A 22,893-nucleotide genomic window follows, 5' to 3' on the forward strand; every position below is an offset into this window, starting at 1 on the left:
TTACACCTAAAGGAGGCGGCGGCGAAAACGCCACATCACTGCGGCGTTGGCGACGAGCACCACCGCGCAGATCGCCCCGGCCAGCCGTCCGACGAGCACTGTCATCGCCGGCAGCGAGGCCCACAGCACGATCGTCAACAGCATCATGTACCGGCCCCGGCGGCCCTTGATCCGGCTGTCCAGCCGGGCGAAGAACCGTGGATCACTCTCCCGCAGTTGACGGGTGATGAGTTCGAACCTGCGCTGATCCTCTTGGCTGAGCATGGCGGTGCCTTCCCCTCACGGCTTCAGCGGTTCGGCGGCATACCCGGATCGGAGGGCGGTCACGCGCCGCTGCTGCTGCTGTTTCGGCGGACCGGACGGGCGGGACGACGTTCTCAGCGCAGGCTTATCCGTACCTTAAGTTTTGGTGAGGCGGTGAACGCCCCCGGCGGCGTCGCCGGGGGGCGAAACCTCGCATCCGGGCGGTGTGCGCCCGGGTCGGCCCTGCTCCGGAGGCCGCCGCGTCCCCGCCGCCGCGACGGGCCCTCCCCGGCGGGCTTGAGCACCGTCTTAAGTGCGCTCACGAGCGCGTCCGACGCGTCTTGAGCGGCCGGGGCGGCATGGCTACTTTCCCGTAGGCAACTTCTCCGGCAACCGTCGCCGCCCCTGCGCTCACCCGACCCCCCGGGTGGCAGGCGTGCCGGCGCTCGAAGAAAACGGGATAGGTACATGGCCGACCTGAACGTGCCACCGCGTCGTCCCCGGGACGACCGCGGCTGGGACGGATACCAGCACCCCCATCCGGACGGGTACCGCGACCCGCACGCCGCGCCGCACCCCGGCGCCCACCCCGCTCAGGGCCCGCAGTGGGTCGGGCCGAACGGCTTCGCCCCCGCCACGCCGGCCCCCGCCGGCTACCCCCAGCCCGGTGGCTACGCCCAGCCCGCCGGCGGGTACGGCCCGCCGCCCGGCGGCGGACTGCCCGACCTGGACGACGACGGCGAGGAGGCCCCGAAGCGGGGCCGGCGCCGGGCGCTCGCCACCCTCGGCGGCGCCGTGGTGGTCGCCGGTGGCGCCGCCCTGGCCATGTCCCCGCAGGTGCGCGGTCTGTTCAGTGACGCCCCGGCCGGTGACGCCACCGGCACGGTGACCACCGACGGCAACGCGGCCCGGCCCAGCGGCCAGCAGCCCAGCACGGTACGCACCTACACCGAGCAGAACGAGAGCTACATGGGCTCCCGGGCCGGCGAGGCGCTCAAGCGCAACGCGCCGTCCGGTGGCCGGCTCTACGGCAGCCCGGCGGAAGCCGCCGCGGCGACCAAGGTGACGGTCAAGACCGTGCTCGCCAAGGACCCGATCCGGCACCTGCTGACCCGGACCACCTTCGGTCCGACGCAGAAGATGATGGCGGAGGTCAAGCGCGTCGGCATCGACGACTGGCTGCGTGAGCAGCTCCAGCCGGAGAAGATCGCCCCGACCAAGGCCGAGCTGAAGCTGAGCGAGCTGCAGTCGCTCAAGCTCAGCCCGACGCAGCTTCGCGACCAGCGCGAGCAGCTCAACGAGAAGGGCGTCGACCCGGCCCGGGAGACGGTGGATGCCACCATCGCCCGGCAGATCTGGTCCGACCGCCAGCTGTTCGAGGTGATGGTCGACTTCTGGAACGACTTCCTGCACGTCGCCGCCGACTTCGACGGCGGGGAGAACTACCGCAACGCGTTCGACCGGGACGTCATCCGCAAGCACGCGCTCGGCAGCTACCCGGAGATGCTCGTCGCCGCGAACAAGCACCCGGCGCTGCTGCTCTACCTGAACCAGGTCGACTCGCGTAAGGACGCGGTCAACGAGAACCTGGCCCGGGAGAACCTGGAGCTGTACTCGGTCGGCGTCGACGGCGGCTACACCGAGAAGGACGTCCGCCAGGCCGCGCTGCTCCAGACCGGACGCGGTGTCGCCGACGGCAAGTACAAGTTCTTCGCCGAGCGGCACTACCTCGGCAAGGTGAAGATCCTCGGGTTCAGCCACGCCAACAACTCCGACGACCCGGTGGCTGCCGACAAGGTCATCGACTCGTACATCCGCTACATCGCGATGCACCCGTCGACCGCGCGGTACGTGGCACAGAACCTCGCCACCCGCTTCGTCTCCGACACCCCGCCGAAGTCCGTGGTGGACCGGCTCGCCAAGGCTTACACCACGAACAAGGGCCAGATCCGGCCGGTGCTGGCGACGCTGTTCAGCTCCTCGGAGTTCTGGGCCGCGGTCGGGCAGAAGGTTCGCCGCCCGATGGAGTACCTGGTCGCCACGTACCGGGCACTCGGCGTCTCGCCGGACGCGGCGCCGGACTACTCCGGCGACAACCGGCGTACCCCGTTCGCGCAGGGCCTGCGGCAGATCCAGGACAAGATGCGCGAACTCGGCCAGTACCCGATGGGCAAGCCCACCCCGGACGGCTACGCCGACGTCTTCCTGGCCTGGACCTCCGCCGGCACCATGATCGACGGCTGGAACGAGGCCGGCGACCTGCTCGCCGGCTACCGCAAGCAGTTCACCTTCGTCAAGCCGGAGAAGCTGGTGGCGAAGCCGCCGGCCACCGCCGGGGCGTACGTGGACGCGCTCGCCCAGCGGCTGGTGCAGCAGAAGCTCAGCGCCAAGGAGAAGAAGCTCGTGCTCGCCGTGGCCGGTGTGTCCGAGACCGCCAAGGTCGACGCCACCTTCAACGGGGCCATCGCCGCTGTCGCGCGGACGATCCTCGCGTCCCCCCAGCACCACCTCCGGTGAGGCATTCGATGGAGATGACCGTGAACCCGTACCCCCTGCACCCCGAGTGCCCCGACCTGCGGCGGCTGGCCGACAACCCGGCCGAGGCGCTGCTGCGCGCGGAGGCGGACATCGTCGCGGCCGAGAACGCGGCCGAGGCCGACCGGTACCGCCGGCTGGAGGAGATCGAGGAGGCGCAGCAGGACGGCCGGGGCGTCACCCGGCGTACCTTCGTCGCCGGCGCCGCCGCGACCGCGACCGCGCTCGCGACGGCGCAGTTCGTCACCACCTCGGCGTCGTTCGCCGCGACCAAGACCGGCACGCTGATCCACGTCTTCCTCTACGGCGGGCTGGACGGGCTGAGCCTGGTCGCCCCCGCCGACGACCCGGTGCTCGCCAAGGCGCGCCCGGACCTGCTGCTCGGTAACGACTCGCTGGCGCTGGCCCGCGGCTTCAAGCTCACCAGCGCGTTCGCGCCGCTGGACAAGTGGCTCAAGGCCGGGCAGCTCGGCTTCGTGCCGGCCGTGTCCGACCCGCGCCTGTCGCGCAGCCACTTCCAGGCCGCCGACGCGTGCAACCTGGGCGGCCTGCCGGGCGAGACCGGCGGCCGGGGCTGGCTGGACAGCCTGGTCGACTCGCTGGGCAAGGGCACCGCGTTCCGCAGCGTCGGCATCGGCAGCACGCTGCCCCGCTCGCTGGTCGGCGTGAACGGCGCGATCTCCCTCAACAGCGTCGGCGACCTGCGGCTCAACGGCGCCGACAAGTACCGCGCGGCCACCGAGAAGGCCATCCGTGGCCTGTTCACCGGCATCAACCACCCGGTCGAGGAGGCGGTGCAGGAGGGCATGGGCGCGCTCGCCACCGCGCAGAAGCTCGCCGCCAAGCCGTACGCCGCCGCCGAGGGCGTCCAGTACCAGGGCGTCGGGAACGCGTTCAAGCAGCTCGCACAGCTCATCAAGGGCGGCGCGAACGTGCGGGTGGCCACCGTCGGCATGGGTGGCTACGACACGCACGAGAACCAGGGCACCCGCGAGGGCGGCCAGCTCTGGCGGCGACTCAACGAACTGGCGAACGCGATGGCCGCGTTCTTCACCGACCTGGGCGACCAGGCGGCGGACGTGACCATCATGGTGTCCAGCGAGTTCGGCCGGCGGGTCGGCTCGAACGGTGGCGGCACCGACCACGGGCACGGCGGTGTGGTCACCGTGCTGTCCGGCCGCAAGCTCGCCGGCTCGCTGCTCGGCACCTGGAACGGGCTGGACAAGCTGGACAGCGGCGACGTGCCGGAATACAACAACATGTTCAACGTCTACGGATCCGTCGCGCAGGGCCGCTTCGGCCTGACCACCGCCCAGGTGGACAAGGTCTTCCCCCGGCAGAAGTTCACCCCGGTCAAGATCTACGCGTGACGTACCAGGACACCCGCGCCGCCGGCCGCCGTACCGGGCATCCCGCCCCGTACGGCGGCCGTCCGGCTGCCCCCGTACCCCCGGGTCGTCCGCGCCGCGGACCCGGCGGCCGGCGTGCGCTCGCGGTGGCCTTCTGGCTGGGCCTGGTCGCCGCGGTCCTGCCGTGGTGGCTGGACACCCCGGCCGGGTCGCTCGCCGACACCGCCGACCTGCTCACCGCCGGCGGCCGGATCACCGGCCTGATCGCCGGCTACCTGCTGCTGGTGCAGGTGCTGATGATGAGCCGGCTCGGCGTGCTGGAACGCGCGCTCGGCGGCGAGCGGATCTCCCGCCTGCACCGCGATCTCGGCGCGACGCTGCTGGTGGCGGTGCTCACGCACATGTCGCTGCTGGTGGTCGGCTACAGCCGGCAGGAACGCAAGACGGTGCTCGGCGAGGTCGGCGCGCTGCTGACCGACTACGAGGACATGGTCACCGCGTTCGTCGCGGCGGGCATCCTGGTCACCGTCGCGTTCACCGCGGTACGCGCCGTGCGGCGCCGACTGCCGTACGAGCTGTGGCACCTGCTGCACGCGGCCAGCTACCTCACGCTGCTGCTCGGGTACGCGCACCAGTTCAGCAACGGCGCGCAGCTCTACGAGCCCGGCCCGGTGCGTACCGGCTGGATCGCCGCGTACCTGCTGGTGGTGGCCGCGCTGGTGTGGGGCCGGATGCTCGCCCCGCTGGTGTTCAACCTGCGGCACCGGCTGCGCGTCGCCGACGTGGTCGCGGAGAGCCCGGACACCGTGTCGGTCTACCTGACCGGGCAGCGGCTCAACCAGATCGACCTGCTCGGCGGGCAGTTCTTCCGCTGGCGCTTCCTCAACCCCGGCTGCTGGTGGCAGTCGCACCCGTTCTCCGTCTCCGCCGCCGCGAACGACCGCTGGCTGCGGATCACCGTCAAGGTCGTCGGCGGGTACACCGCCGAGCTGCGCGACCTCACGCCCGGCACCCGGGTCTGGGCGCAGGGACCCTCCGGTACGTTCACCGCCGCGCACCGCACCCGGGAACGGGCGCTGCTCATCGCCGGGGGCAGCGGCATCGCGCCGTTGCGGGCGATGCTGGAGGAACTGCCGCCGGGCGCGGCCCTGATCTACCGGGCGCGTACCCCGGCCGACGTGCTGCTGCACCAGGAGCTGGACTGGCTCGCGCAGGCCCGGCACACCTCCGTCTGGTACGTCGTCGGCCGCCGCGACGACCCCGGCCCCCGCCAGGTGATGAACCCCGAGGGGCTGCGCCGCCTGGTGCCCGATCTGACCCGCCGCGACGTCTACCTGTGCGGCCCCGGCGGCCTGGTCGACGAGGCGGTCGCCGCGCTGCGGGCGGCGGGCGTGCCCCGCCGCCAGATCCACCTGACCGCGTTCGAGCTGTAGGAGAGGCACCGCCCATGCGTCGCGCGCTGTTCGCGATCACCGGCCTGGCCGCCGGCACCACCGCACTGGTGGTGCTCAAGGGTGCGCCGGGCACCGGGCAGGCCACGCCGGACGTACCGGCCGCGCTGGCACCGGTCGCACCCGGTGGGTCGGCCGCGCCCGAGCCGCCGTCGCCCACCGGCTCCGCGCCCGGCGACGTCACCCCGTCGCCGCGCGCCTCGTCGAAGCCTGCTCCGAAGCCGTCCGCCGACCGCAGCGCGGCCAGCCGGGGCGGCACCCGCACCAGCACCAGCACCGCACCCGCCGCGCCCCGGACCACCACCAGCGCGCCGAAGGCCACCACCCGCACGGTGACCGGGTCGTCGGTCACCTACGAGTACGGCTCGCTCCAGGTTCGGATCACGCTCAGCGGCAGCCGGATCGTCGACGCCACCGCGATCGGACTGCCGCTGGGCGGGCAGTCCGGGCAGCGCAGCGACGACGTGCAGGCCCGCTACAGCGGTACCTCCGGCGAGGTGGTGGCCCGGCAGAGCGCGAACCTGAGCACCGTGTCCGGGGCCACCTACACCAGCACCGCGTACAAGCAGTCGTTGCAGGCCGCGCTGGACAAGGCGTGACAGTGCCGGCTCGTGCCGGCGTCGCCGTCGGTCCCGGTCCGTCCGCCCGGCGCGGCCTGCGCCGGGTCGAACACGTCATGGGTACGGCGATCAGCCTCGACCTCGCCGACGACATGCCGGGGGAGGCCCTGCACGAGCTGGCGGAGGACACGTTCGGCTGGCTGCGCGAGGTGGACGCGCGGTTCAGCACGTACCGCGACGACAGCGAGGTGTGCCGGCTGGACCGGGGCGAGCTGCGGGCCGCCGACGCCTCCGCCGACCTGCGGGCCGTGCTGGCGGCCTGCGCCGACCTGTGGACCGCCACCGACGGCTTCTTCGACGCGTACGCGACCGGGCGGCTCGACCCGTCCGGCTACGTGAAGGGCTGGGCGGCACAGGTCGCCTCGGACCGGCTGGTGGCCGCGGGCGCGCCGAACCACTGCGTGAACGCGGGCGGCGACGTGCGGGTACGCGGCCACGACGCGACCGGTGAGCCGTGGCGGATCGGGGTTCGTCATCCGTGGGACGCGGCGGCGACCTGTCTGGTGCTGACCGGCACCGACATGGCGGTCGCCACCTCGGGCGTGTACGAGCGCGGCCACCACGTGGTCGACCCGCGCCGGGGCGTACCGGCGACCGGCTTGCGCTCGGTGACGGTGGTAGGCCCCGATCTGGGGGTGGCCGACGCGTACGCGACAGCCGCGGTGGCGATGGGCGCACCCGGCCTGGCCTGGCTGGACCGCCTACCGTCCCCGTGGCAGCACGCCGTGGTCACGGACGAGGCCCACCAACACCACTCCCGAACCCTCCCCACCCTCCCCGCCTGATCCCGCCCCTCCTGCCCTCTGCCCCCGCCCCGCTTTGCCCCGTCGATCATGAGGTTGGCGGCACCGCTGCCCGGCGTGTCGCACCGCCAACTTCATGATCGACCACGCGTCGGCCCGGCGCGGTGGGCTGTGGGGAGCGAGGCGGGGAGGGACGCAGGCGGGGTCAGCGGAGGGGGCGGTGGAGGATGGCGGGGCGGGAGCCCGTCGGGCGAGGACGGCCGGGGCGGACGCCCAGGGGGCGGGTGAAGGCCCACGGGTGCAGGCGGCGTCGGGGCCGCGCCGGCTCGGTACCGCCGGTGTGGCGGGCAGCGTCGTCCCTGGACATGGTCAAACCCCCGCTCTGGCGCGCACGCGCCCTCGCCAGGAACAACGAGCCCGGTGCCGGGGAGGTCGCTGCCGGCCACCCGTCCGGGTCACCGGACCCGTCGTGACCAGGGAGAACGCTCGGCGTCGGCGTACGCGTTGCGGCAGCACCGGCCGGGTGCCGGGAGGTCAGCGCCCGCGGCGGGGCAGCGGGAGATGACCGGGGAACAGGTCGGCGCCGAGCGTCACCCCGGCCGCGCGTAACGCGGCGATCAGCGCGTTCTGCACCAGGTACGAGTCGGGCAGCTGCCAGCGGGCCTGCTCCGGGGCGACCGCCCAGCGCACCGTCCCCTCGGGCAGCCGGGTCGGCGGGGCCGGGATCCACGAGCCGGGTCCGTGGCGGACCACGTGGAAGCAGTGCTCCAGCTCGGGCCGCAGCGGGTCGCCGGGGCGTACCAGGAACATCCAGCGCCCGGTCGGGGTGACGAGCGCCGGTCCGCGTACGCCGAACCCGGCGGGATGGGTGGCGACCGCGTCCAGGACCTGCCGGCCCAGGTGGGCGGCGACCTCCAGGACGTCGAACGCGCGCCCGGTGGGCAGCAGGATGCCGTGCGGGCGGCTGCGCCACCAGGTGGCCACCCGGGCCGGGTCGTCGCTGGCGGCGTGCTCCCAGTCCTCGAGGGCCGGGTGGCAGCCCACCGTGGGACAGCCGGCCCGGCCGCACACGAAGCGGCTGTTGGCGAGGCAGGCGCCGGGGGTGACCGGCCAGCCGTGCAGCGCGTACCGCACCGCGACCCGGCGCAGCCGGACCCGTTCCAGCGGTGACAGGTGAGCGACGCGCGGTCGGACGTTCCTCCACATGTCAGTCGTCCCCTCTGGTCCCACCGAACCGTCCACAAGCCCGAACCGTCCACAAGCCACACGTCGAAAGCCGTCACTGCCGTAACCCACGCTCGTTGAGGTGACTAACGGTCGGTGCAACTTGCACGAAAACTACGAGAACTGGCTGGTCGGTGGACGCACAACCTGTGCGATCGGCGCGAGTCTGAGGGACGTGGGGGGACCGGCCGGCGCCGTGAGGGGGAGGGAGCAGGGATGGACGAACTACCCATAGGCCGGCGGGTGGCGTACTGGCGGAGTCGCCGCAAGATGTCCCAGCAGGTCTTCGCCGACCGGCTCGGCAAGTCCAAGAGCTGGGTGGACAAGGTGGAGCGCGGCGTCCGCCGGCTGGACAAGTTCTCCGTTCTCTACGAGATCGCCGACATCCTCCAGATCGACGTGCAGCTGCTGCACGGCAAGGACCCGGAACGGCGCACCGACGCGCTCAACTGCATCGACCAGGTCGAGGTGGAGGAGATCCGCACCGCCCTGGAACGGTACGACTCCATGAGCGCCTACTTCGACGCGGCGCCCTACCCCCCGCCGCTGGCCGACATGCGCAAGGCCGTGAACCACGCCTGGCTCACCTACCAGTACGGCCGGTACGGCATGCTGACCCGCGCGCTGCCCAAGCTGCTGCGCGACGCCCAGGCGGCGGACGCCGGCTACGCCGCCGACGAACAGGTACGCGAGGCCGCCCACCTGCTCGGGCAGGTCTACCAGATCGCCTCCTCGGTGCTGCGCAAGCTCGGCGAGTGCGACCTCGCCTGGCTGGCCGCCGACCGGTCGATGGCGGTGGCCCAGCGCGCCGACGACCCGCTGCTGGCCGGCATCGCCACCACGCGCGTCTGCAACGCGCTCGTCGCGATGGGCCGCCCCCGCCCGGCGCTGGAACTCAACGTCCGCATCGCGGGCCGGCTCGCACCGGGCGGCGACAACGACGTCCGCCCGGAACGGCTCTCCGTGTACGGCATGCTGCTGCTCCAGGGCGCGATGGCCGCTGCCCGGATCGGCGACTCGGCGACGGTGGACGACCTGCTCGCCGGCGCCGGTGAGGCGGCCACCATGCTCGGCGGCGACCACAACCACTACTGGACCTCCTTTGGCCCGACCAACCTGGAGCTGCACCGCGCGGCGGCGGCGGTCGAGCTGGGCGACGGCGGCCGGGCGGTGGAGACCCACATGCGGCTGTCCGAGCCCGCGTTCAACGCGTTGCTGCCGGAGCGGCGCGCGCACCACCTGCTCGACCTGGCCCGGGGCTACTCCCAGATCGGTGACGTCGCCAACGCCGGGGACATGCTGCTGCGCGGTGACCGGCTCGCGCCGTCGGAGATCCGGTGCCGGCCGATAGCCCACGAATTGATGTCCGAGATTCTCCGTCGCACACGTGGTGCGCCGCCTCCGCCGATCGCGGAGTTGGCTGAGCACATGGGAGTCGGAGTATGAGCGGTCCGGAGACCGCAAACGGGCACCGGCGGGTGCTCTACGTCATCGCCTGCGGTTCGCCGCTGGCCCGTCACGTCGGCCGGCTGGTCGACCTCGCCCAGCGGGAGGGCTGGACGGTCTGCGTGGTCACCACGCCGGACGGCGCGAAGTTCGTGGACCGGACGGAGCTGGCCCGGCAGACCGGCCATCCGGTCCGTACGCACTACAAGAACCCGGGCGACCCGGACGTGCTGCCCCCGGCGGACGCCATGCTGGTGTGCCCGGCCACCGTCAACACGATCAACAAGTGGGCGGTGGGCATCACCGACACCCTGGCGCTCGGCCTGCTGGTCGAGGCGCAGGGCATGGGGGTGCCGATCGCGGCCGTCCCGTACACGAACGAGGCGATGGCCGCGCACCCGGCGTTCCGGGCCAGTATCGACCGGCTGGCGCAGTGGGGCGTCCGGGTGGTGTTCGGCGACCACGTCGTACGCCTGCACCCGCCCGGCACGGGGGACCGGCGCGCGGACGCCTTCCCCTGGGACGCCGGCCTGGCCGCCCTGCGCGGCGCGGACCGGCCGGTCGCTCCGGTCGGCTAAGAGGCGCGACGGGTACGGCCCTCGGCAGATGCCGGGGGCCGCGCCCGGCGGCGCTCGGCGTGTATCGGCGCGGACGCCGGTAAGCTGGCCGCCCGTGAGTACAACCGTCGCCGACGTGGTGGCCGCGCTGGACCGCCGTTATCCGCCCACCTGGGCCGAGGAGTGGGACCGCGTCGGCTTGGTGCTGGGCGAGCCCGACCACCCGGTACGCCGGGTCGCCTGCGTGGTGGACGTGGTCCCGGAGACCGTGGACGAGGCGCTCGACGCCGGCGCGGACATGATCGTCGCGCACCACCCGCTGCTGCTGCGCGGCGTCTCCTCGGTGGCCGCCACCACGTACAAGGGCCGGATCGTGCACCGGCTGATCAAGGCGGACGTCGCGCTGCACGTGGCGCACACCAACGCCGACGTGGCCGATCCCGGCGTGTCCGACGCGCTCGCCGCCCGGTTCGGGTTGACCGGGTTGCGCCCGCTGCACCCGCCCCGCCCCGGCTCGCCCGCCGCCGGGCCCGGCCGGGGCATCGGCCGCATCGGCGAGCTGCCCACCCCGATGACGCTCGCCGAGCTGACCCGGCTGGCCGCCGCCGTGCTCCCGGTCACCGCCTGGGGAGTTCGCGCCGCCGGGGATCCCGGGCGTATGGTTCGTACCCTCGCCGTCAGCGGCGGCTCGGGGGACGGCTTCCTCGCCGAGGCGACCGCGGCCGGGGTGGACGCGTTCCTCACCGCGGACCTGCGCCACCACCCGGCCGGGGAACACCTCGCCGCCGGCGGCCCGGCGCTGCTGGACGCCGCCCACTGGGCGACGGAGCGACCCTGGCTGGACGACCTGGCCGCCTACCTGGCCGCCGAGCTGGACGTCGAGACCGTGGTGTCCGACCTGGACACCGACCCGTGGACCGTGCACGCCGCCGCGCCCCGGCCGGACGACAAGGAGCCCCGACGTGAAGGCTGACCCGAAGGTGCAGCGCCGCCTGCTCGACCTCCAGGCGATCGACACCGCCCTGGCCCAGCTCGCGCACCGCCGTCGCACCCTGCCGGAGCGCGCGGAGCTGGAGGCCCTGGCGCGTGAGCTGTCCGCGCTGGAGGACGAGCGGGTCCGCGCCCAGGTGGCAGTCGACGACCTGGACCGGGACATCGCCCGGATCGAGAAGGACGTCGACCAGGTGCGGGCGCGCAAGAGCAAGGACGAGGCCCGCCTGGCCTCGGGCAGCGGCCCGGCCCGGGAGCTGGAGGCGATCCAGCACGAGCTGGTCTCGCTCAACCGCCGGCAGAGCGACCTGGAGGACGCCGAGCTGGAGCTGATGGAGCAGCGGGAGACCGCGCAGGGCGTGCTCGACGGCGTCGAGAGCCGGCTCGCCGAGGCCCGCGAGCGCCGTGCCGCGACCGAGCAGCGCCGCGACGAGACCCTCGCCGAGATCGCCAAGGAGGAGGAGTTCAAGCGCACCGCCCGCCAGCCGCTCGCCGGTGACCTCCCGGCGGACCTGATCAGCCTCTACGACAAGATCCGCGAGGACACCGGCATGGGCGCCGCGCTGCTCACCGGAGGGCGCTGCGGCGGCTGCCGGCTGGAGATGTCCGGCGCCGACCTGGCCCGCATCCGCAAGGCCGACCCGGACGACGTGGTCCGCTGCGAGGAGTGCCGGCGGATCATGGTCCGGACCAACGAGTCGGGGCTGTAGCCGTCGTGGCGGTGCGCGCGGTGGTGATCGAGGCCGACGGCGGCTCCCGGGGCAACCCCGGGCCGGCCGGCTACGGCGCTGTGGTCCGGGACCCGGAGACCGGTGAGGTGCTGGCCGAGCGGTCGGAGTCGATCGGCACGGCCACGAACAACGTGGCCGAGTACCGGGGTCTGATCGCCGGGCTGGAGGCCGCCGCCGAGCTGGGCGCGGCCGAGGTCGAGGCGCGGATGGACTCCAAGCTGGTGGTCGAGCAGATGTGCGGCCGCTGGCAGATCAAGCACCCCGGGCTGCGTCCGCTCGCCGCCCAGGCGGCCGGGCTGGTCAGCCGCTTCACCGCCGTACGGTTCACCTGGGTGCCCCGGGAGCGCAACCGGCACGCCGACGCCCTCGCCAACGCGGCCATGGACGCCGCCGCCTCGGGCGCGGCGCCGGCGGCCACCCCCGTGAAGGCCGAGGCGCGGGAGGCGGCGGTCGTGCGCGCCACCGGCACCGACCCGGCCACCACGCCCGCCTCCTGGGAGCCGCGCCCCACCGAGGAGGCCACCCGGCTGATCCTGGTACGGCACGGCGAGACCGAGCGCACCGTGCAGAAGCGCTACTCCGGCCGGGGCGACGTGCCGCTCACCGAGCGCGGCCGGGCCCAGGCCCGGGCCACCGCCGCCCGGGTGGCCGTGCTGGCACCGTCCGTCGCCGCGGTGGTCAGTTCCCCGCTGTCGAGGTGTACGGCCACCGCCGAGGCGGTCGCCGCGCAGGTCGGAAACCCGCCGGTACGTACCGACGACGACCTGATCGAGTGCGACTTCGGGGTCTGGGAGGGGCACACGTTCGCCGAGGTACGCGAGGGCTGGGCGGCCGAACTGGACGCCTGGCTCGCCTCCACGAGGGTCGCGCCGCCGAAGGGCGAGTCGTTCGTGACAGTCGCCGAGCGGACCGGGCGGGCGGTCGACCGGCTGCGGTCGGCGTACCCGGGGGAGACGGTCGTGGTGGTCTCCCACGTCTCGCCGATCAAGCTGGTGCTGCGCGACGCGCTCGCTGCCGGCGACGCGTTCCTGCACCGGCTCTACCTGGACACGGCGGGTATCTCGGTGCTGGACCTGTACCCGGACGGCGGCGTCGCGGTCCGCTCGGTCAACGACACCTCCCACCTCACGGACGTCTGACGGCCGCTCGGCGCATGCCGGCGGCCGTTCGGCGCATCGACATCACCCGATCGGACGTGACCCCCGTCACAGGGTCGTAGCCTCCGGCCGTCACATGGCCCGCTACGAATGCCCGGAGGGGTGTCACATGTCCGAACCGGAACCGGAGGCGCTCGACACGGCGCGATCCAGGGCGAAGGACAAGAGTCCCTGGAACTGGTTGCTCTTCATCCCGATCGTGGTGCCGCTGATCCCGGCACTGTTCAACGCCGACTCGCCCCGGCTGTTCGGCTTCCCGCGCTTCTACTGGCTGCAACTGGTCTGGATCCTGCTGGGCGTCGGCACCACCACGCTGGTCTACCAGATGACCAAGAAGCGGGGTGACCACTGATGTGGCGGGACCACCTCACCGAGATCATCGTCTTCACGCTGCTGTTCCTGCTGGTCAGCGCCATGGGTTTCGTGGCGGCCCGATGGCGCAGACCGACCGACATGGCCCACCTGGACGAGTGGGGACTGGGCGGGCGCAGCTTCGGCGGCTGGATCACCTGGTTCCTGGTCGGCGGTGACCTCTACACCGCGTACACGTTCGTGGCGGTCCCGGCGCTGATCTTCGGGGCCGGTGCGGCGGGCTTCTTCGCCGTGCCGTACACGATCGTCATCTACCCGCTGGTGTTCCTGGTGCTGTGCCGGCTCTGGTCGGTCTCGCACCGGCACGGGTTCGTCACCCCGGCCGACTTCGTCCGCAACCGGTTCGGCTCGCCGATCCTGGCGCTGCTGGTCGCGATCACCGGCATCGTCGCCACCATGCCGTACATCGCCCTGCAACTGGTCGGCATCGAGGCGGTGCTCAAGACCATGGGCGTGACCGGGGACAGCGCGCTGGCCCGGCACCTGCCGATCATCATCGCGTTCGCGATCCTGGCCGCGTACACCTATCAGTCAGGGCTGCGCGCCCCGGCGCTGATCGCGTTCGTCAAGGACTCGCTGATCTACATCGTGATCCTGGTCGCGGTGATCTGGCTGCCGTACAAACTCGGCGGCTGGGGCGCCATCTTCGACGCGGCCGACGCGAAGTTCCAGGCGTCACCCGCGCCCGGCGACGGCATCCTGCTCAACCAGAACAACCAGATCCAGTACGTGACGCTGGCGTTCGGCTCGGCGCTGGCGCTGTTCCTCTACCCGCACAGCATCACCGGCGTGCTGGCCAGCCGGAACCGCGACGTGATCAAGCGGAACATGTCCGCGCTGCCCGCGTACAGCCTGCTGCTGGGGTTGATCGCGCTGCTCGGCTACATGGCCATCGCGGCGAACGTGAAGCCGCTACCAGGCGCGAAGGAGGGCACGACCGACGGCAACACGGTGGTGCCGCTGCTGTTCGACCAGCAGTTCCCGGACTGGTTCGCCGGGGTGGCGTACGCCGCCATCGGCATCGGCGCGCTGGTGCCCGCGGCGATCATGTCGATCGCGGCGGCGAACCTGTTCACGCGCAACATCTACAAGGAGTACCTGAAGCGGGACGCCACCCCGGCGCAGGAGGCGAACGTCTCGAAGATCACCTCGCTGGTGGTGAAGGTCGGCGCGGTGGCCTGCATCGTCTTCCTCGACCCGCAGTTCTCCATCGACCTGCAGCTCATCGGCGGCGTGATCATCCTCCAGACGCTGCCGGCGGTGGCGCTGGGCCTCTACACCCGCTGGTTCCACAGGGGTGCGCTGATCGCCGGCTGGGCGGCCGGCATGGGCCTCGGCATGTGGATGCTGTACCAGATCGGCAACCCGGCGACCGGGAAGAAGCACTTCGCCGGTTCGGCGTTCCCGCTGGATAAGTTCGGCTTCGACACGCCGAAGACCATCTACGTCGGCATCGTGGCGGTGCTGGTGAACCTGGTCGTGGCCGCGCTGCTCACGTTGGTGCTGCGTGCCGCGAAGGTGGCCGACGGACCCGACCACACCACGCCGGACGACTACTTCGCCGACGAGGGCGACCCGCGCGTCACGCCCTCCGCCGACGCCGCCCGCGAGCCCGTGGCATGAAAGGAAGGGCCCCTTATTAACGCCTCGTGCATTGAAAGGGGCCCTTCCTAACACCTCAGCGGCGGCGGTTGCGCGCGTCGAGCGCCTCGTTGAGGCGGTGCAACATCTCCGCGAGCGTCTCCCGGTCCGCCTCGGGCCAGGCGGCGAGGATGTCGCCGTACAGCCGGGTGCGGGCCGCCCGGACGGCGGCCATCCGCTGGAGCCCGGCCGCCGTCGCGGAGATCACCGTGCCGCGCCCGTCGGCCGGGTCGGGGGTACGTGAGATCAGCCCGTCGCGCTGGAGCGCGGAGACCTGCCGGGTGACTGTCGAGCCGTCCAGGCTCAGCCGTGCGGCGAGCGCCGAGACGTTCTGCGGGCCGGCGGCGTCCAGGTGGCGCAGGATCACGTACGCGGCGCGGTCGAGCAACCGGTGCTCCGTCGTGCCGGTGCCCCGGCGGGTGGCCTCACCCAGGCGCATCAGCAGCGCGACCTCGGTTTCGATCCGGCCCAGCGTGGCCTCGGCGGCGTGGACGTCCTCGCTCATGACTGTATGATACAGGGAAAATGCCTGTACGATACAGCTATCTGGGAGGTTGCGGAGTGGATCGCCGATCCGAGCCCAACCGCAGTGCCATCTACGCCACCACGCTCGTGGCGTTCCTCGCCATCGCCGGCATCGCCGTCGTCGACCCGATCCTGCCCGCCATCGGCGAGGCGATCGGCGTCACCGCCTGGCAGGTCGAGCTGCTTTTCACCGCGTACATCGCGGTCATGGCCGTCGGGATGATCCCGGCGACGCTCGCCAGCGGACGGTTCGGTTTCAAGCCGGTGCTCGTCACCGGCGTCTCCGTCGTCGGCCTGGCCGCGATCGGAGCCTCGTTCAGCAACGACATCGTGCAGCTCTCCGTGCTGCGCGGCGTCTGGGGTCTGGGCAACGCGATGTTCTTCGCCACCGCCATGGTGGTGCTGGTCAACCTGGCGAACGACAGAGAATGGGTGGTCGGCCTGTTCGAGACCGCCCTCGGGCTCGGCTTCGCCGTCGGCCCGCTGATCGGCGGCCTGCTCGGCGAGGTGAGCTGGCGGCTGCCGTTCTTCGTCTGCGGCATGTTCATGGTGCTGGCGCTCGGCGTCGCCGCCCGCAAGCTGCGCGAACCTGCGAACAAGCAACAGCCGGTACGCCTCGGCCAGATCTTCGCCACGTACCGCAAGCCCGCGTTCGTGACGCTGTGCGTGGTCACCGCCGCGTACAACTTCGTCTTCTTCGTCGTCCTCGGCTACACGCCGCTGTTCCTGCGCCTCGACGTCATCCCGCTGGGCCTGGCGTTCACCGGCTGGGGCCTCGGCCTGGCCGCCGGCATCCTGCTGCTCGGGCACCGGCTCGCCCACCGCATCGGCGCCGTGCAGACCGTCGGCGTCGCCCTGCTCGGCCTGCTGGCCTGCATGGTCGCGTTCGCCACCTCCACCGGCACCGCCGTGTCGCTCGTCGTACTCGTCGTCGCCGGCCTGTTCATGGGCCTCGCCAACGCCAACCTGACCGACCTGGCGCTCGGGCTCGGCTCCGCCGACCGGCGCGTCGCCACCGGCGCGTTCAACCTGGTCCGCTGGGGCGCCGCCGCGCCCGCGCCGATCATCTCCGGCAAGCTGGCCGAGCACAGCCTGGCGCTGCCGTTCTGGGTCGGCTTCGGGGTGCTCGCCGCGGGCCTGCTCGCGTACCTCGCGTTCGGCCACCTGATGGCGGCCGGCTACGGCGAACGCGTCATCTGGAACCGGGCCGCCCGCCGCGCCGAACACGCACCGGAGGAGCCGGTGGGGGAGGCCTACTGACCGGTCCCGGTCCAGCCGGGCCTGGTCCGGCCCGCCCCGGTGGCGTCAGGTCAGCGCCCGCCACAGCAGGTAGAACCCGATGGCCGTGCCGAACACCACGATCACCGTCTTCAGCACCACCTGCGGAAGCCGGCGGGCCAGCCGCGCGCCCGCGTACCCGCCGAACAGGGTGGCCGGCGCGACCACCGCGACGGCCGCCCAGTTCAACGGGCCGAACAGGGCGAACACCACGAGCGTGGTCAGCCCCACCACGGCCGAGAGCAGGTTCTTCACCGCCGACACCCGGGCCAGCGTCGCGTCGAGCACCAGCGCCAACCCGGCCACCAGCATCACCCCGAGGGCCGCGCCGAAGTAGCCGCCGTACACGGTGCCGACCGCGACCATGGTCTGCACCGTGACGGTACGGCGGCGCGCGCCCAACCGTTCCGGATGGCCGACCAGCCGGCGCAGCGGACCCTGGAACGCGAGTACGGCGGTCGCGCCCAGCACGAGGAACGGCACCACCAGCTCGAACGCGCGCGCCGGAGTCGCCAGCAGCAGCGCGCACCCGGCGATCGTGCCGAGGACGGCGGTGGGCAGCAGCGACCACAACTCCCGCCCGCGCGGCAGGTCCACCCGGCTGCCCGCCACGCTCGCCACGTACCCGGGGAAGACCGACACGGAGTTCGAGACGTTCGCCGCCACCGGCGGCAGGCCAGTGGCGATCATCGCCGGGAACGTGATCAGCGAGCCACCACCGGCCACCGCGTTCACAGTGCCCGCGGCGAGACCGGCGGCGATCAGGAGCGCGGCGTCGGAGAGATCCATGGTCCCCCGAGGCTAGTACGCCCTCGTTGTGTCACGGCGTCGACCCGTGCTGGGCCCGCCGGGGCGGAAATGGGCGCGGCGGATGCGTCGTTAGGATGAGGGCGCGACGGACGAGTCGACCGGGCGGTCGCGTCGACGGGCTCCGGCCCGTCGCCGAGGAACGTCCGGACTCCACAGGGCAGGGTGGTTGCTAACGGCAACCCGGGGTGACCCGCGGGACAGTGCCACAGAAAACAGACCGCCGGCCCGTAACGGGACGGTAAGGGTGAAACGGTGGGGTAAGAGCCCACCAGCACCCCGGGTGACCGGGGTGGCTCGGTAAACCCCACCCGGAGCAAGGCCAAGAAAGGGCCGTCACCGCAAGATGACGACCCGCGCAGACGCTTGAGGGCTGCCCGCCCGATGTCTGCGGGTAGGCCGCTGGAGCCTGCCGGCAACGGCAGGCCGAGATGGATGGCCGCCGCCGGTGCGCCTGCGGGCGTGCCGGTCACAGAATCCGGCGTACAGGTCGACTCGTCCGTCGCCCACCGGCTCAGAGACCTGATCAAGGCTCTGAGCTGGTTCTATGTCCGGGCGTCGATGGTCGTCGTTGGTCAACTTGGCCGGCGTTTGACGCCCTGTGGACGCCCTGACGCCCTGGAGACGCCCTGAGCGCTGGCTCAGTTGACCCCTCCTCGGGTCGGGCTTGCTATGCCGCCGAGGGCCGTCTGAGGGGCCGCCGCTCGATGGTTTCGGAGCGGGGCCGGCGGCTGTGGGGGAGGGTCGGACACGTCCTGGCGGTGGAGCTGGTGCCGCGACCCGGTGATCCGGTGGCAAGCCAGTCCCGGGGTTGGACTGGCGCGGCAGGCGGAAGCCCTGACCTCGATGGCGGTCGAGGTGTCGGCTTCCGCACCGCTCGCTGGCAACCCGGCTACGCGAATCCGCCGGTGCCACCCAACCGAATGTCCAGCTCTCGCAAGAGCGCGCCGAGCCGTCGGCTGGTCTCGGCGTCCATGTGCGGGATCGGCCTGCCTGCGGCCTGGTGCTCGCCCAGGCCGTACAACGCGATGCGAAGGTCTTCTGCGGTGGCGAGGTCGAGTCGCAGCTCGATCGGGTCGTCCATGCTGCGACCGTAGGGCTCTGCCGTCATCTGGCGTGAGGGCGGTGTCCCGGCGGCTGTCGGTGGCTCACCGCCCCGGCGCCGTAAGCGGCCGGGGCGGCTTGCCGCCGGCCGGGCTTGCCGCCCTGCATCGCGCGGAGCGCGGTGCCTTGATGTAGAACAGAGGAAATCGGCAACGGTGGTCCTGGATAGCAAATACCAGTGAGGATCGTGCTCGGGCCGGCTCACGTGCTGCTGTCGCACCCCCCATTCGCTGTGAACTAGACTCGGCCGCTCTTGGTCGGTACGGTTATCTATCTGGCCCTGATGCCTGATGCATGGGAGTACGATGCGCGCTGATAGTGACGTCATTCGGAGATTCGAGCTTGCGCAAGATGCGTTGGTTCTTCAGGCGTCCGACCTGTCTCTTGAAACGGTGGCCTCGATGGTTGAGAACGAGGCTATCGATGTGCGTCCCCAGTTTCAACGTCGTGAAAGGTGGGATGCGGCTAAGCAGTCGGCTCTAATTGAGTCTTTCTTGCTGAATATTCCTGTGCCTCCGGTATACCTGGCCGAAGATGATTTTGGAAGCTATTCTGTAATTGATGGAAAGCAACGGCTGACGGCGATTCATGAATTCATGAGAAACCGCCTCACCCTCTCGCTTCTTGGCAGGTTCGAGGAGCTGAACGGTTACCGATTCAGGGATCTTCCCCCTTCGTTAAAGAACGCGCTGCTTGTTCGTCCGTATATTCGCGCCGTTACACTGCTGCGCCAGAGTGACCCTGCAACTAAGTACGAAGTATTTCATCGCCTCAACTCAGGTGGCCAGCCGCTCAACGCGCAAGAGATCCGTAACGTAATATACCGAGGTGCCCTCAACGATCTGCTCGTGAAGCTGTCGGAAAACTCCTTCCTTCGCCATCAACTGAAGATTCGTGATACCAGGTCTCCCGCATACAGGGCAATGCTGGATGTCGAGTATGTCTTAAGATTCTTCACCCTCGTGGATTCTTGGCAGCAATTCTCGGGTGACTTTCGCTTGTCTATGGACATTTACATGCAGAGGAATCAGAACCCCGACTCGAAGTCCCTAAAGGATTTATCCTCCGCCTTCCTCAGCGCGGTAAATAGCTGTGAGCGACTCTGGGGTGTTAACGCTTTCAAGCGGCCTGACAGGGCTGCATGGCGAGATCAAGCGTTGGCTGGGATGTATGACAGTCAGATGATTGCCGTTAGTCTGGTTTCCCCTGCCGTAATCGAAAAATTGGGGCGTAGAAAGGGGCGCGCAGAGCAGGTCACTCGGAAGCTTTTTGAAGACGAGAACTTTGAGGATGCGGTCCGTGTCGCGACCAATACGCCCTCGAAAGTAAAGTATAGAGTGAGCGAAATGGCCAATGCGCTACGCGAGGCGGCTGAATAGCGTATGTCGGTCACGCGTCGCAACTTCCTAGACAGAGTTGTTGCCGTACAGGATGCACTCGCACAGCCACTTCTTATCGATCAGGCACTTACTGAAACCTCTCACAATAACCGTGCTCGGATCCTGCGAAATGGCCTGATGGTTGTGACGTTCAGTGCACTCGAAGACTTCATACGCGAGAGATCGGCAGAGGTCCTAGGCTATATCAGTAGAACTGCGCTCGTATTCTCCGATCTACCCCGCGACTTAGTCCTTGCTGCCACTGTGGAGGTGATGAGAGCGGCTCATGCCCATGCGAAGATGGCGAGCCGCCATGGGGACGATCCTGTGCCGCTTCTGCAGCAGGCGGCGTCTGAGGTCGCTAGCACTCTCAACGGTCCGTTGCACATATCGAAGTTTTCACTGGGCTACAACGGGTCCAATGTAGGCGCGGATGAAGTGGGCAATATTCTCAAGACGCTCCATGCTGGGGATCCATGGAATGAAATGACAAGGCTTGGCTCTCGCGTCGGTTTGGGTGCAGTGCCACTCCGTGATGCATACGCCCAAGGGCTGAGGCTGCGCAATCGGGCGGCGCATAAGGCGGACTCCAATATTCAGCCAAGTGAGTTGCTTACCTTCTGTCAGCAGGCTAAAGCAATTGCCCTTGGGTTCGACCTGCTTGCCAGCAGGGCGGCACGTCTAATTCATGATAGCGCCACCAGTTTTGCGCAGGTTTCGCGGCCGAAGTTGACGGATGCTATTTCTATTGTTTTCGTCGACTTTGATGGTAGGCGCTACGCCTGCAAAAAAGAGAACGCGCGCCGAGCACTAAAGATCGGCCTTGACCGTAACGCCATCTGGTTGCACGCAATTTCGAAAGCCCGCGTGAGTTACGATGCTGTGGTAGAAAGAGACAAGAGTGGAACGGCGATTCGTTGGGAGAGCACAGACTGCGCTTGAGCATGCTGCTCTGATCAGAATTAGAACGAGCTGCACTTCTACTGGTCTGTCGGTCTTATCCGATAGACTCGGATGACCGCCTCCGTGCGTCCTTCCCCCCCCCCCCCCCCCCCCCCGTTCGACGCTCTCGTATTCGGTCAACAGTGCCCCGGCCTCAATGCCGAACAGCCTGCTAACTCTGCATCCGCAGCAACTTCACGTCGTCTAGTTTCCGTAGCGCCGCAGCGATCTAGGTCGCGGTGGTAAGGGCGGCCCCGTGCGTAAGTTCCCCTGCCATGTTCCGTGTTCGCTAAGCCCTCCTGTCGAAGGGCGGCTATGGCTTTTCGGACTGTACCGCGGCTTGCTCCGAACTCACTGGAGAGCGCGCTCTCGGCTGGCAAGAGAGAACCCGGTGGAATCGTGCCACGCTCGATGCGTTCCAGCTGTGCAAGTTCTGGCGCTGTGCCGCCGGCTGTCATGGACGCCGGACACGTCTTGGCGGTGGAGCTGGTGCCGCGACCCTGCGAATCGGTGGCAAGCCAGTTCTGGGGTCGGACTGGCGCGGCAGGCGGAAGCCCGAACCGCCCGACCAGAGCAGCCCCGCCGGCTACCGCTACCCGACTCGGTGGTCCAGTCGCTCAAGGAGCACGCGGAGAAGTACGACCCGCTGTCGATCACCCTGCCCTGGGAGGATCCGTTCAGGGGCGAGCGGCTGACGATGCCGCTGCTGTTCACCACCACTCATCGGGTGCGATCAAGCGGGCCACCTTCGACGGGAAGAGTTGGCGTCCAGCGGTGGAAGCGGCCGGCATCGTCCCGACCCGGGCGACCGGAATGCACGCGCTGCGCCACTTCTACGCCTCGGCGCTGCTCGACGCGGGGAAGAGCTTCAAGGCCCTCGCGTCGTACCTCGGGCACTCTGACCCGGGCTTCACGCTCCGCGTCTACACCCACCTCATCCCGTCTAGCGAGGAGCGTACCCGCCATGCCATCGATGACCTGCTAGACCGCTAGTGCTGCCAGGAGGGAGGAACTGGATGGTTCAGCACGTTGATCCGAACGAAAGACGCGCCGACGGTCGGCCTGGAGTGTCATAGGTGGGCGTTACTGTGCTGGCCGCGGTTCGGTCTTGGTAAGGGAAGGGTGAAGCTGGTGGGCGGTAGCCGTCGTGGCATGCCAACTCTCTACGGCATCGTGCAGTACTGGAGGGTCAGGTACGGCGAGGTCTTCCCGAACCTCAAAGCGTCCTACATCGGCTGGGGCGAGCCGTTCTGTTTCAGATGTGGGTGGTTGGCGCCGGTAGATGATACCCAGCCAACCCTTGCCGCCGTCTGGAATTCCGCCCGAGGCTGGCTTGACCGAGCACACTTGCAGGACTTGGCTCTCGGTGGCTCCAACGGGCCGGAAAATCTAGTTCCGCTGTGTCGACAGTGCCACGACATCATGGACCCCTGCGAAAGCAGGGCAGAAGCGATCGCATACGTCAATGACGGGATCCCAGCCGATAGCTGGTGGCAGATGCACACCGATGCCGTCTTCGGCTCTGAGGCGGATCTCGACGTTCCCCGCAAGACGAAGATCATGCGGGACACGTACACCCGGTGGGTCGAGCAGATGCGCGTGATGGAAGCTGCCAAGCGTGGCGATCCCCAAGCGGTGAAGCGGCTAGAAAGCATCCTGGCGTCGGCTAGACGAAGCGCGCAACGTGAGGGGCGCAGCTTTGCGGTCACCATCGATGACCTAAGGGCAGCCAACCTCGTTGGAGATCGGATCTCGACCGGGTGACGGCCTGCACGGCACTTCGGCACACTCCACCCCTT

23 protein-coding genes and 1 other RNA gene are annotated in these 22,893 nt (G+C 70.0%); 18 read left to right on the forward strand and 6 right to left on the reverse strand.

From position 1 onward, the window contains the following. Window positions 1-6 precede the first annotated feature (6 nt). The gene (locus O7607_RS20160) at window positions 7-264 is read right to left on the reverse strand and encodes a DUF3040 domain-containing protein (protein ID WP_269704741.1); all 258 of its coding nucleotides are present in this window, start codon (window positions 262-264) and stop codon (window positions 7-9) included. A 447-nt stretch (window positions 265-711) separates the two neighbouring features. Here O7607_RS20160 and O7607_RS20165 point away from each other — a divergent pair, with 447 nt between their 5' ends. The 5 genes from O7607_RS20165 to O7607_RS20185 all read left to right on the forward strand — a co-directional run bounded on the left by O7607_RS20165 (window position 712) and on the right by O7607_RS20185 (window position 6,983). Further along, entirely contained in the window at window positions 712-2,760 is a 2,049-nt protein-coding gene (locus O7607_RS20165; protein ID WP_269704742.1) for a DUF1800 domain-containing protein, read from the forward strand. Between the two features lie 14 nt (window positions 2,761-2,774). After that, on the forward strand, window positions 2,775-4,148 hold the full coding sequence (locus tag O7607_RS20170; RefSeq protein ID WP_269707035.1) for a DUF1501 domain-containing protein: 1,374 nt from the start codon (window positions 2,775-2,777) through the stop codon (window positions 4,146-4,148). After that, the gene (locus tag O7607_RS20175) at window positions 4,145-5,560 is read left to right on the forward strand and encodes a ferredoxin reductase family protein (protein ID WP_269704743.1); all 1,416 of its coding nucleotides are present in this window, start codon (window positions 4,145-4,147) and stop codon (window positions 5,558-5,560) included. The genes O7607_RS20170 and O7607_RS20175 overlap by 4 nt, the downstream gene beginning before the upstream one ends. 14 nt (window positions 5,561-5,574) lie before the next feature. Beyond that, window positions 5,575-6,177, forward strand: a complete 603-nt coding sequence (locus tag O7607_RS20180; RefSeq protein ID WP_269704744.1) for an FMN-binding protein — start codon at window positions 5,575-5,577, stop codon at window positions 6,175-6,177. Window positions 6,178-6,254: 77 nt separating this feature from the next. Then, window positions 6,255-6,983: an FAD:protein FMN transferase gene (locus O7607_RS20185; RefSeq protein ID WP_269707036.1), complete on the forward strand. Its 729-nt coding sequence runs from the start codon at window positions 6,255-6,257 to the stop codon at window positions 6,981-6,983. Between the two features lie 492 nt (window positions 6,984-7,475). On the opposite strand, the gene O7607_RS20190 is transcribed toward O7607_RS20185, so the two are convergent. Next, a complete protein-coding gene (locus O7607_RS20190) occupies window positions 7,476-8,147 on the reverse strand; it encodes a bifunctional DNA primase/polymerase (RefSeq protein ID WP_269704745.1) in 672 nt (223 codons plus the stop codon). Between the two features lie 234 nt (window positions 8,148-8,381). On the opposite strand from O7607_RS20190, the gene O7607_RS20195 reads away from it, so the two are divergent. The 7 genes from O7607_RS20195 to mctP all read left to right on the forward strand — a co-directional run bounded on the left by O7607_RS20195 (window position 8,382) and on the right by mctP (window position 15,041). Continuing rightward, window positions 8,382-9,611, forward strand: coding sequence for a helix-turn-helix domain-containing protein (locus O7607_RS20195; RefSeq protein WP_269704746.1), 1,230 nt, complete (start codon window positions 8,382-8,384; stop codon window positions 9,609-9,611). Further along, window positions 9,608-10,189, forward strand: coding sequence for a flavoprotein (locus O7607_RS20200; RefSeq protein ID WP_269704747.1), 582 nt, complete (start codon window positions 9,608-9,610; stop codon window positions 10,187-10,189). Before O7607_RS20195 ends, O7607_RS20200 begins: the two co-directional genes overlap by 4 nt. Before the next feature lie 115 nt (window positions 10,190-10,304). Next, window positions 10,305-11,141: a Nif3-like dinuclear metal center hexameric protein gene (locus O7607_RS20205; protein ID WP_269707037.1), complete on the forward strand. Its 837-nt coding sequence runs from the start codon at window positions 10,305-10,307 to the stop codon at window positions 11,139-11,141. Next, entirely contained in the window at window positions 11,131-11,868 is a 738-nt protein-coding gene (locus O7607_RS20210) for a zinc ribbon domain-containing protein (protein WP_269704748.1), read from the forward strand. Before O7607_RS20205 ends, O7607_RS20210 begins: the two co-directional genes overlap by 11 nt. A gap of 5 nt (window positions 11,869-11,873) precedes the next feature. Then, on the forward strand, window positions 11,874-13,028 hold the full coding sequence (locus O7607_RS20215; protein WP_269704749.1) for a bifunctional RNase H/acid phosphatase: 1,155 nt from the start codon (window positions 11,874-11,876) through the stop codon (window positions 13,026-13,028). Window positions 13,029-13,155: 127 nt separating this feature from the next. Continuing rightward, on the forward strand, window positions 13,156-13,398 hold the full coding sequence (locus O7607_RS20220; protein WP_216928447.1) for a DUF3311 domain-containing protein: 243 nt from the start codon (window positions 13,156-13,158) through the stop codon (window positions 13,396-13,398). Continuing rightward, complete coding sequence (mctP, locus tag O7607_RS20225) at window positions 13,398-15,041, forward strand: monocarboxylate uptake permease MctP (RefSeq protein ID WP_269704750.1); 1,644 nt, start codon at window positions 13,398-13,400, stop codon at window positions 15,039-15,041. The genes O7607_RS20220 and mctP overlap by 1 nt, the downstream gene beginning before the upstream one ends. Before the next feature lie 55 nt (window positions 15,042-15,096). On the opposite strand, the gene O7607_RS20230 is transcribed toward mctP, so the two are convergent. Then, window positions 15,097-15,564, reverse strand: a complete 468-nt coding sequence (locus O7607_RS20230) for a MarR family winged helix-turn-helix transcriptional regulator (RefSeq protein WP_269704751.1) — start codon at window positions 15,562-15,564, stop codon at window positions 15,097-15,099. Between the two features lie 56 nt (window positions 15,565-15,620). On the opposite strand from O7607_RS20230, the gene O7607_RS20235 reads away from it, so the two are divergent. Next, window positions 15,621-16,844 (forward strand): MFS transporter, encoded by a 1,224-nt coding sequence (locus O7607_RS20235; protein ID WP_269704752.1) that lies wholly within the window; start codon window positions 15,621-15,623, stop codon window positions 16,842-16,844. Between the two features lie 45 nt (window positions 16,845-16,889). Here the strand turns inward: O7607_RS20235 and O7607_RS20240 are convergent, their stop codons facing one another. Continuing rightward, on the reverse strand, window positions 16,890-17,651 hold the full coding sequence (locus O7607_RS20240; RefSeq protein WP_269704753.1) for a sulfite exporter TauE/SafE family protein: 762 nt from the start codon (window positions 17,649-17,651) through the stop codon (window positions 16,890-16,892). Between the two features lie 111 nt (window positions 17,652-17,762). Here O7607_RS20240 and rnpB point away from each other — a divergent pair. Continuing rightward, an RNA gene (gene rnpB, locus O7607_RS20245) (RNase P RNA component class A) lies at window positions 17,763-18,171 on the forward strand. A 390-nt stretch (window positions 18,172-18,561) separates the two neighbouring features. On the opposite strand, the gene O7607_RS20250 is transcribed toward rnpB, so the two are convergent. Continuing rightward, complete coding sequence (locus tag O7607_RS20250; protein WP_269704754.1) at window positions 18,562-18,753, reverse strand: hypothetical protein; 192 nt, start codon at window positions 18,751-18,753, stop codon at window positions 18,562-18,564. 325 nt (window positions 18,754-19,078) lie between these two features. On the opposite strand from O7607_RS20250, the gene O7607_RS20255 reads away from it, so the two are divergent. Both O7607_RS20255 and O7607_RS20260 read left to right on the forward strand, forming a co-directional pair. Further along, window positions 19,079-20,152 carry a DUF262 domain-containing protein gene (locus O7607_RS20255; RefSeq protein WP_269704755.1) on the forward strand — a complete coding sequence of 358 codons (1,074 nt, stop codon included), beginning with the start codon at window positions 19,079-19,081 and terminating at the stop codon, window positions 20,150-20,152. Between the two features lie 3 nt (window positions 20,153-20,155). Continuing rightward, a complete protein-coding gene (locus O7607_RS20260) occupies window positions 20,156-21,094 on the forward strand; it encodes a HEPN domain-containing protein (protein ID WP_269704756.1) in 939 nt (312 codons plus the stop codon). Between the two features lie 137 nt (window positions 21,095-21,231). On the opposite strand, the gene O7607_RS30590 is transcribed toward O7607_RS20260, so the two are convergent. Then, complete coding sequence (locus O7607_RS30590; RefSeq protein ID WP_442929495.1) at window positions 21,232-21,552, reverse strand: GntR family transcriptional regulator; 321 nt, start codon at window positions 21,550-21,552, stop codon at window positions 21,232-21,234. 316 nt (window positions 21,553-21,868) lie between these two features. Here O7607_RS30590 and O7607_RS20265 point away from each other — a divergent pair, with 316 nt between their 5' ends. Both O7607_RS20265 and O7607_RS20270 read left to right on the forward strand, forming a co-directional pair. Then, entirely contained in the window at window positions 21,869-22,087 is a 219-nt protein-coding gene (locus O7607_RS20265) for a tyrosine-type recombinase/integrase (RefSeq protein WP_269704757.1), read from the forward strand. Window positions 22,088-22,246: 159 nt separating this feature from the next. Then, a complete protein-coding gene (locus tag O7607_RS20270; protein ID WP_269704758.1) occupies window positions 22,247-22,858 on the forward strand; it encodes an HNH endonuclease in 612 nt (203 codons plus the stop codon). The last annotated feature ends 35 nt before the right edge of the window (window positions 22,859-22,893 follow it).

Source organism: Micromonospora sp. WMMA1949, from assembly GCF_027460145.1.
Classification (GTDB): Bacteria; Actinomycetota; Actinomycetes; order Mycobacteriales; family Micromonosporaceae; genus Micromonospora.

Excerpts from the sequence above, each read along its gene's own strand:
- mctP (WP_269704750.1), top strand. The coding sequence starts at position 13,398 with ATGTGGCGGGACCACCTCACCGAGATCATCGTCTTCACGCTGCTGTTC.
- O7607_RS20250 (WP_269704754.1), bottom strand. The coding sequence starts at position 18,753 with ATGGACGACCCGATCGAGCTGCGACTCGACCTCGCCACCGCAGAAGAC.
- O7607_RS20170 (WP_269707035.1), top strand. The coding sequence starts at position 2,775 with ATGACCGTGAACCCGTACCCCCTGCACCCCGAGTGCCCCGACCTGCGG.
- O7607_RS20230 (WP_269704751.1), bottom strand. The coding sequence starts at position 15,564 with ATGAGCGAGGACGTCCACGCCGCCGAGGCCACGCTGGGCCGGATCGAA.
- O7607_RS20240 (WP_269704753.1), bottom strand. The coding sequence starts at position 17,651 with ATGGATCTCTCCGACGCCGCGCTCCTGATCGCCGCCGGTCTCGCCGCG.
- O7607_RS20270 (WP_269704758.1), top strand. The coding sequence starts at position 22,247 with ATGCCAACTCTCTACGGCATCGTGCAGTACTGGAGGGTCAGGTACGGC.
- O7607_RS20165 (WP_269704742.1), top strand. The coding sequence starts at position 712 with ATGGCCGACCTGAACGTGCCACCGCGTCGTCCCCGGGACGACCGCGGC.
- O7607_RS20255 (WP_269704755.1), top strand. The coding sequence starts at position 19,079 with ATGCGCGCTGATAGTGACGTCATTCGGAGATTCGAGCTTGCGCAAGAT.
- O7607_RS20160 (WP_269704741.1), bottom strand. The coding sequence starts at position 264 with ATGCTCAGCCAAGAGGATCAGCGCAGGTTCGAACTCATCACCCGTCAA.
- O7607_RS20190 (WP_269704745.1), bottom strand. The coding sequence starts at position 8,147 with ATGTGGAGGAACGTCCGACCGCGCGTCGCTCACCTGTCACCGCTGGAA.
- O7607_RS30590 (WP_442929495.1), bottom strand. The coding sequence starts at position 21,552 with ATGACAGCCGGCGGCACAGCGCCAGAACTTGCACAGCTGGAACGCATC.
- O7607_RS20260 (WP_269704756.1), top strand. The coding sequence starts at position 20,156 with ATGTCGGTCACGCGTCGCAACTTCCTAGACAGAGTTGTTGCCGTACAG.
- O7607_RS20195 (WP_269704746.1), top strand. The coding sequence starts at position 8,382 with ATGGACGAACTACCCATAGGCCGGCGGGTGGCGTACTGGCGGAGTCGC.
- O7607_RS20180 (WP_269704744.1), top strand. The coding sequence starts at position 5,575 with ATGCGTCGCGCGCTGTTCGCGATCACCGGCCTGGCCGCCGGCACCACC.
- O7607_RS20220 (WP_216928447.1), top strand. The coding sequence starts at position 13,156 with ATGTCCGAACCGGAACCGGAGGCGCTCGACACGGCGCGATCCAGGGCG.
- O7607_RS20185 (WP_269707036.1), top strand. The coding sequence starts at position 6,255 with ATGGGTACGGCGATCAGCCTCGACCTCGCCGACGACATGCCGGGGGAG.
- O7607_RS20200 (WP_269704747.1), top strand. The coding sequence starts at position 9,608 with ATGAGCGGTCCGGAGACCGCAAACGGGCACCGGCGGGTGCTCTACGTC.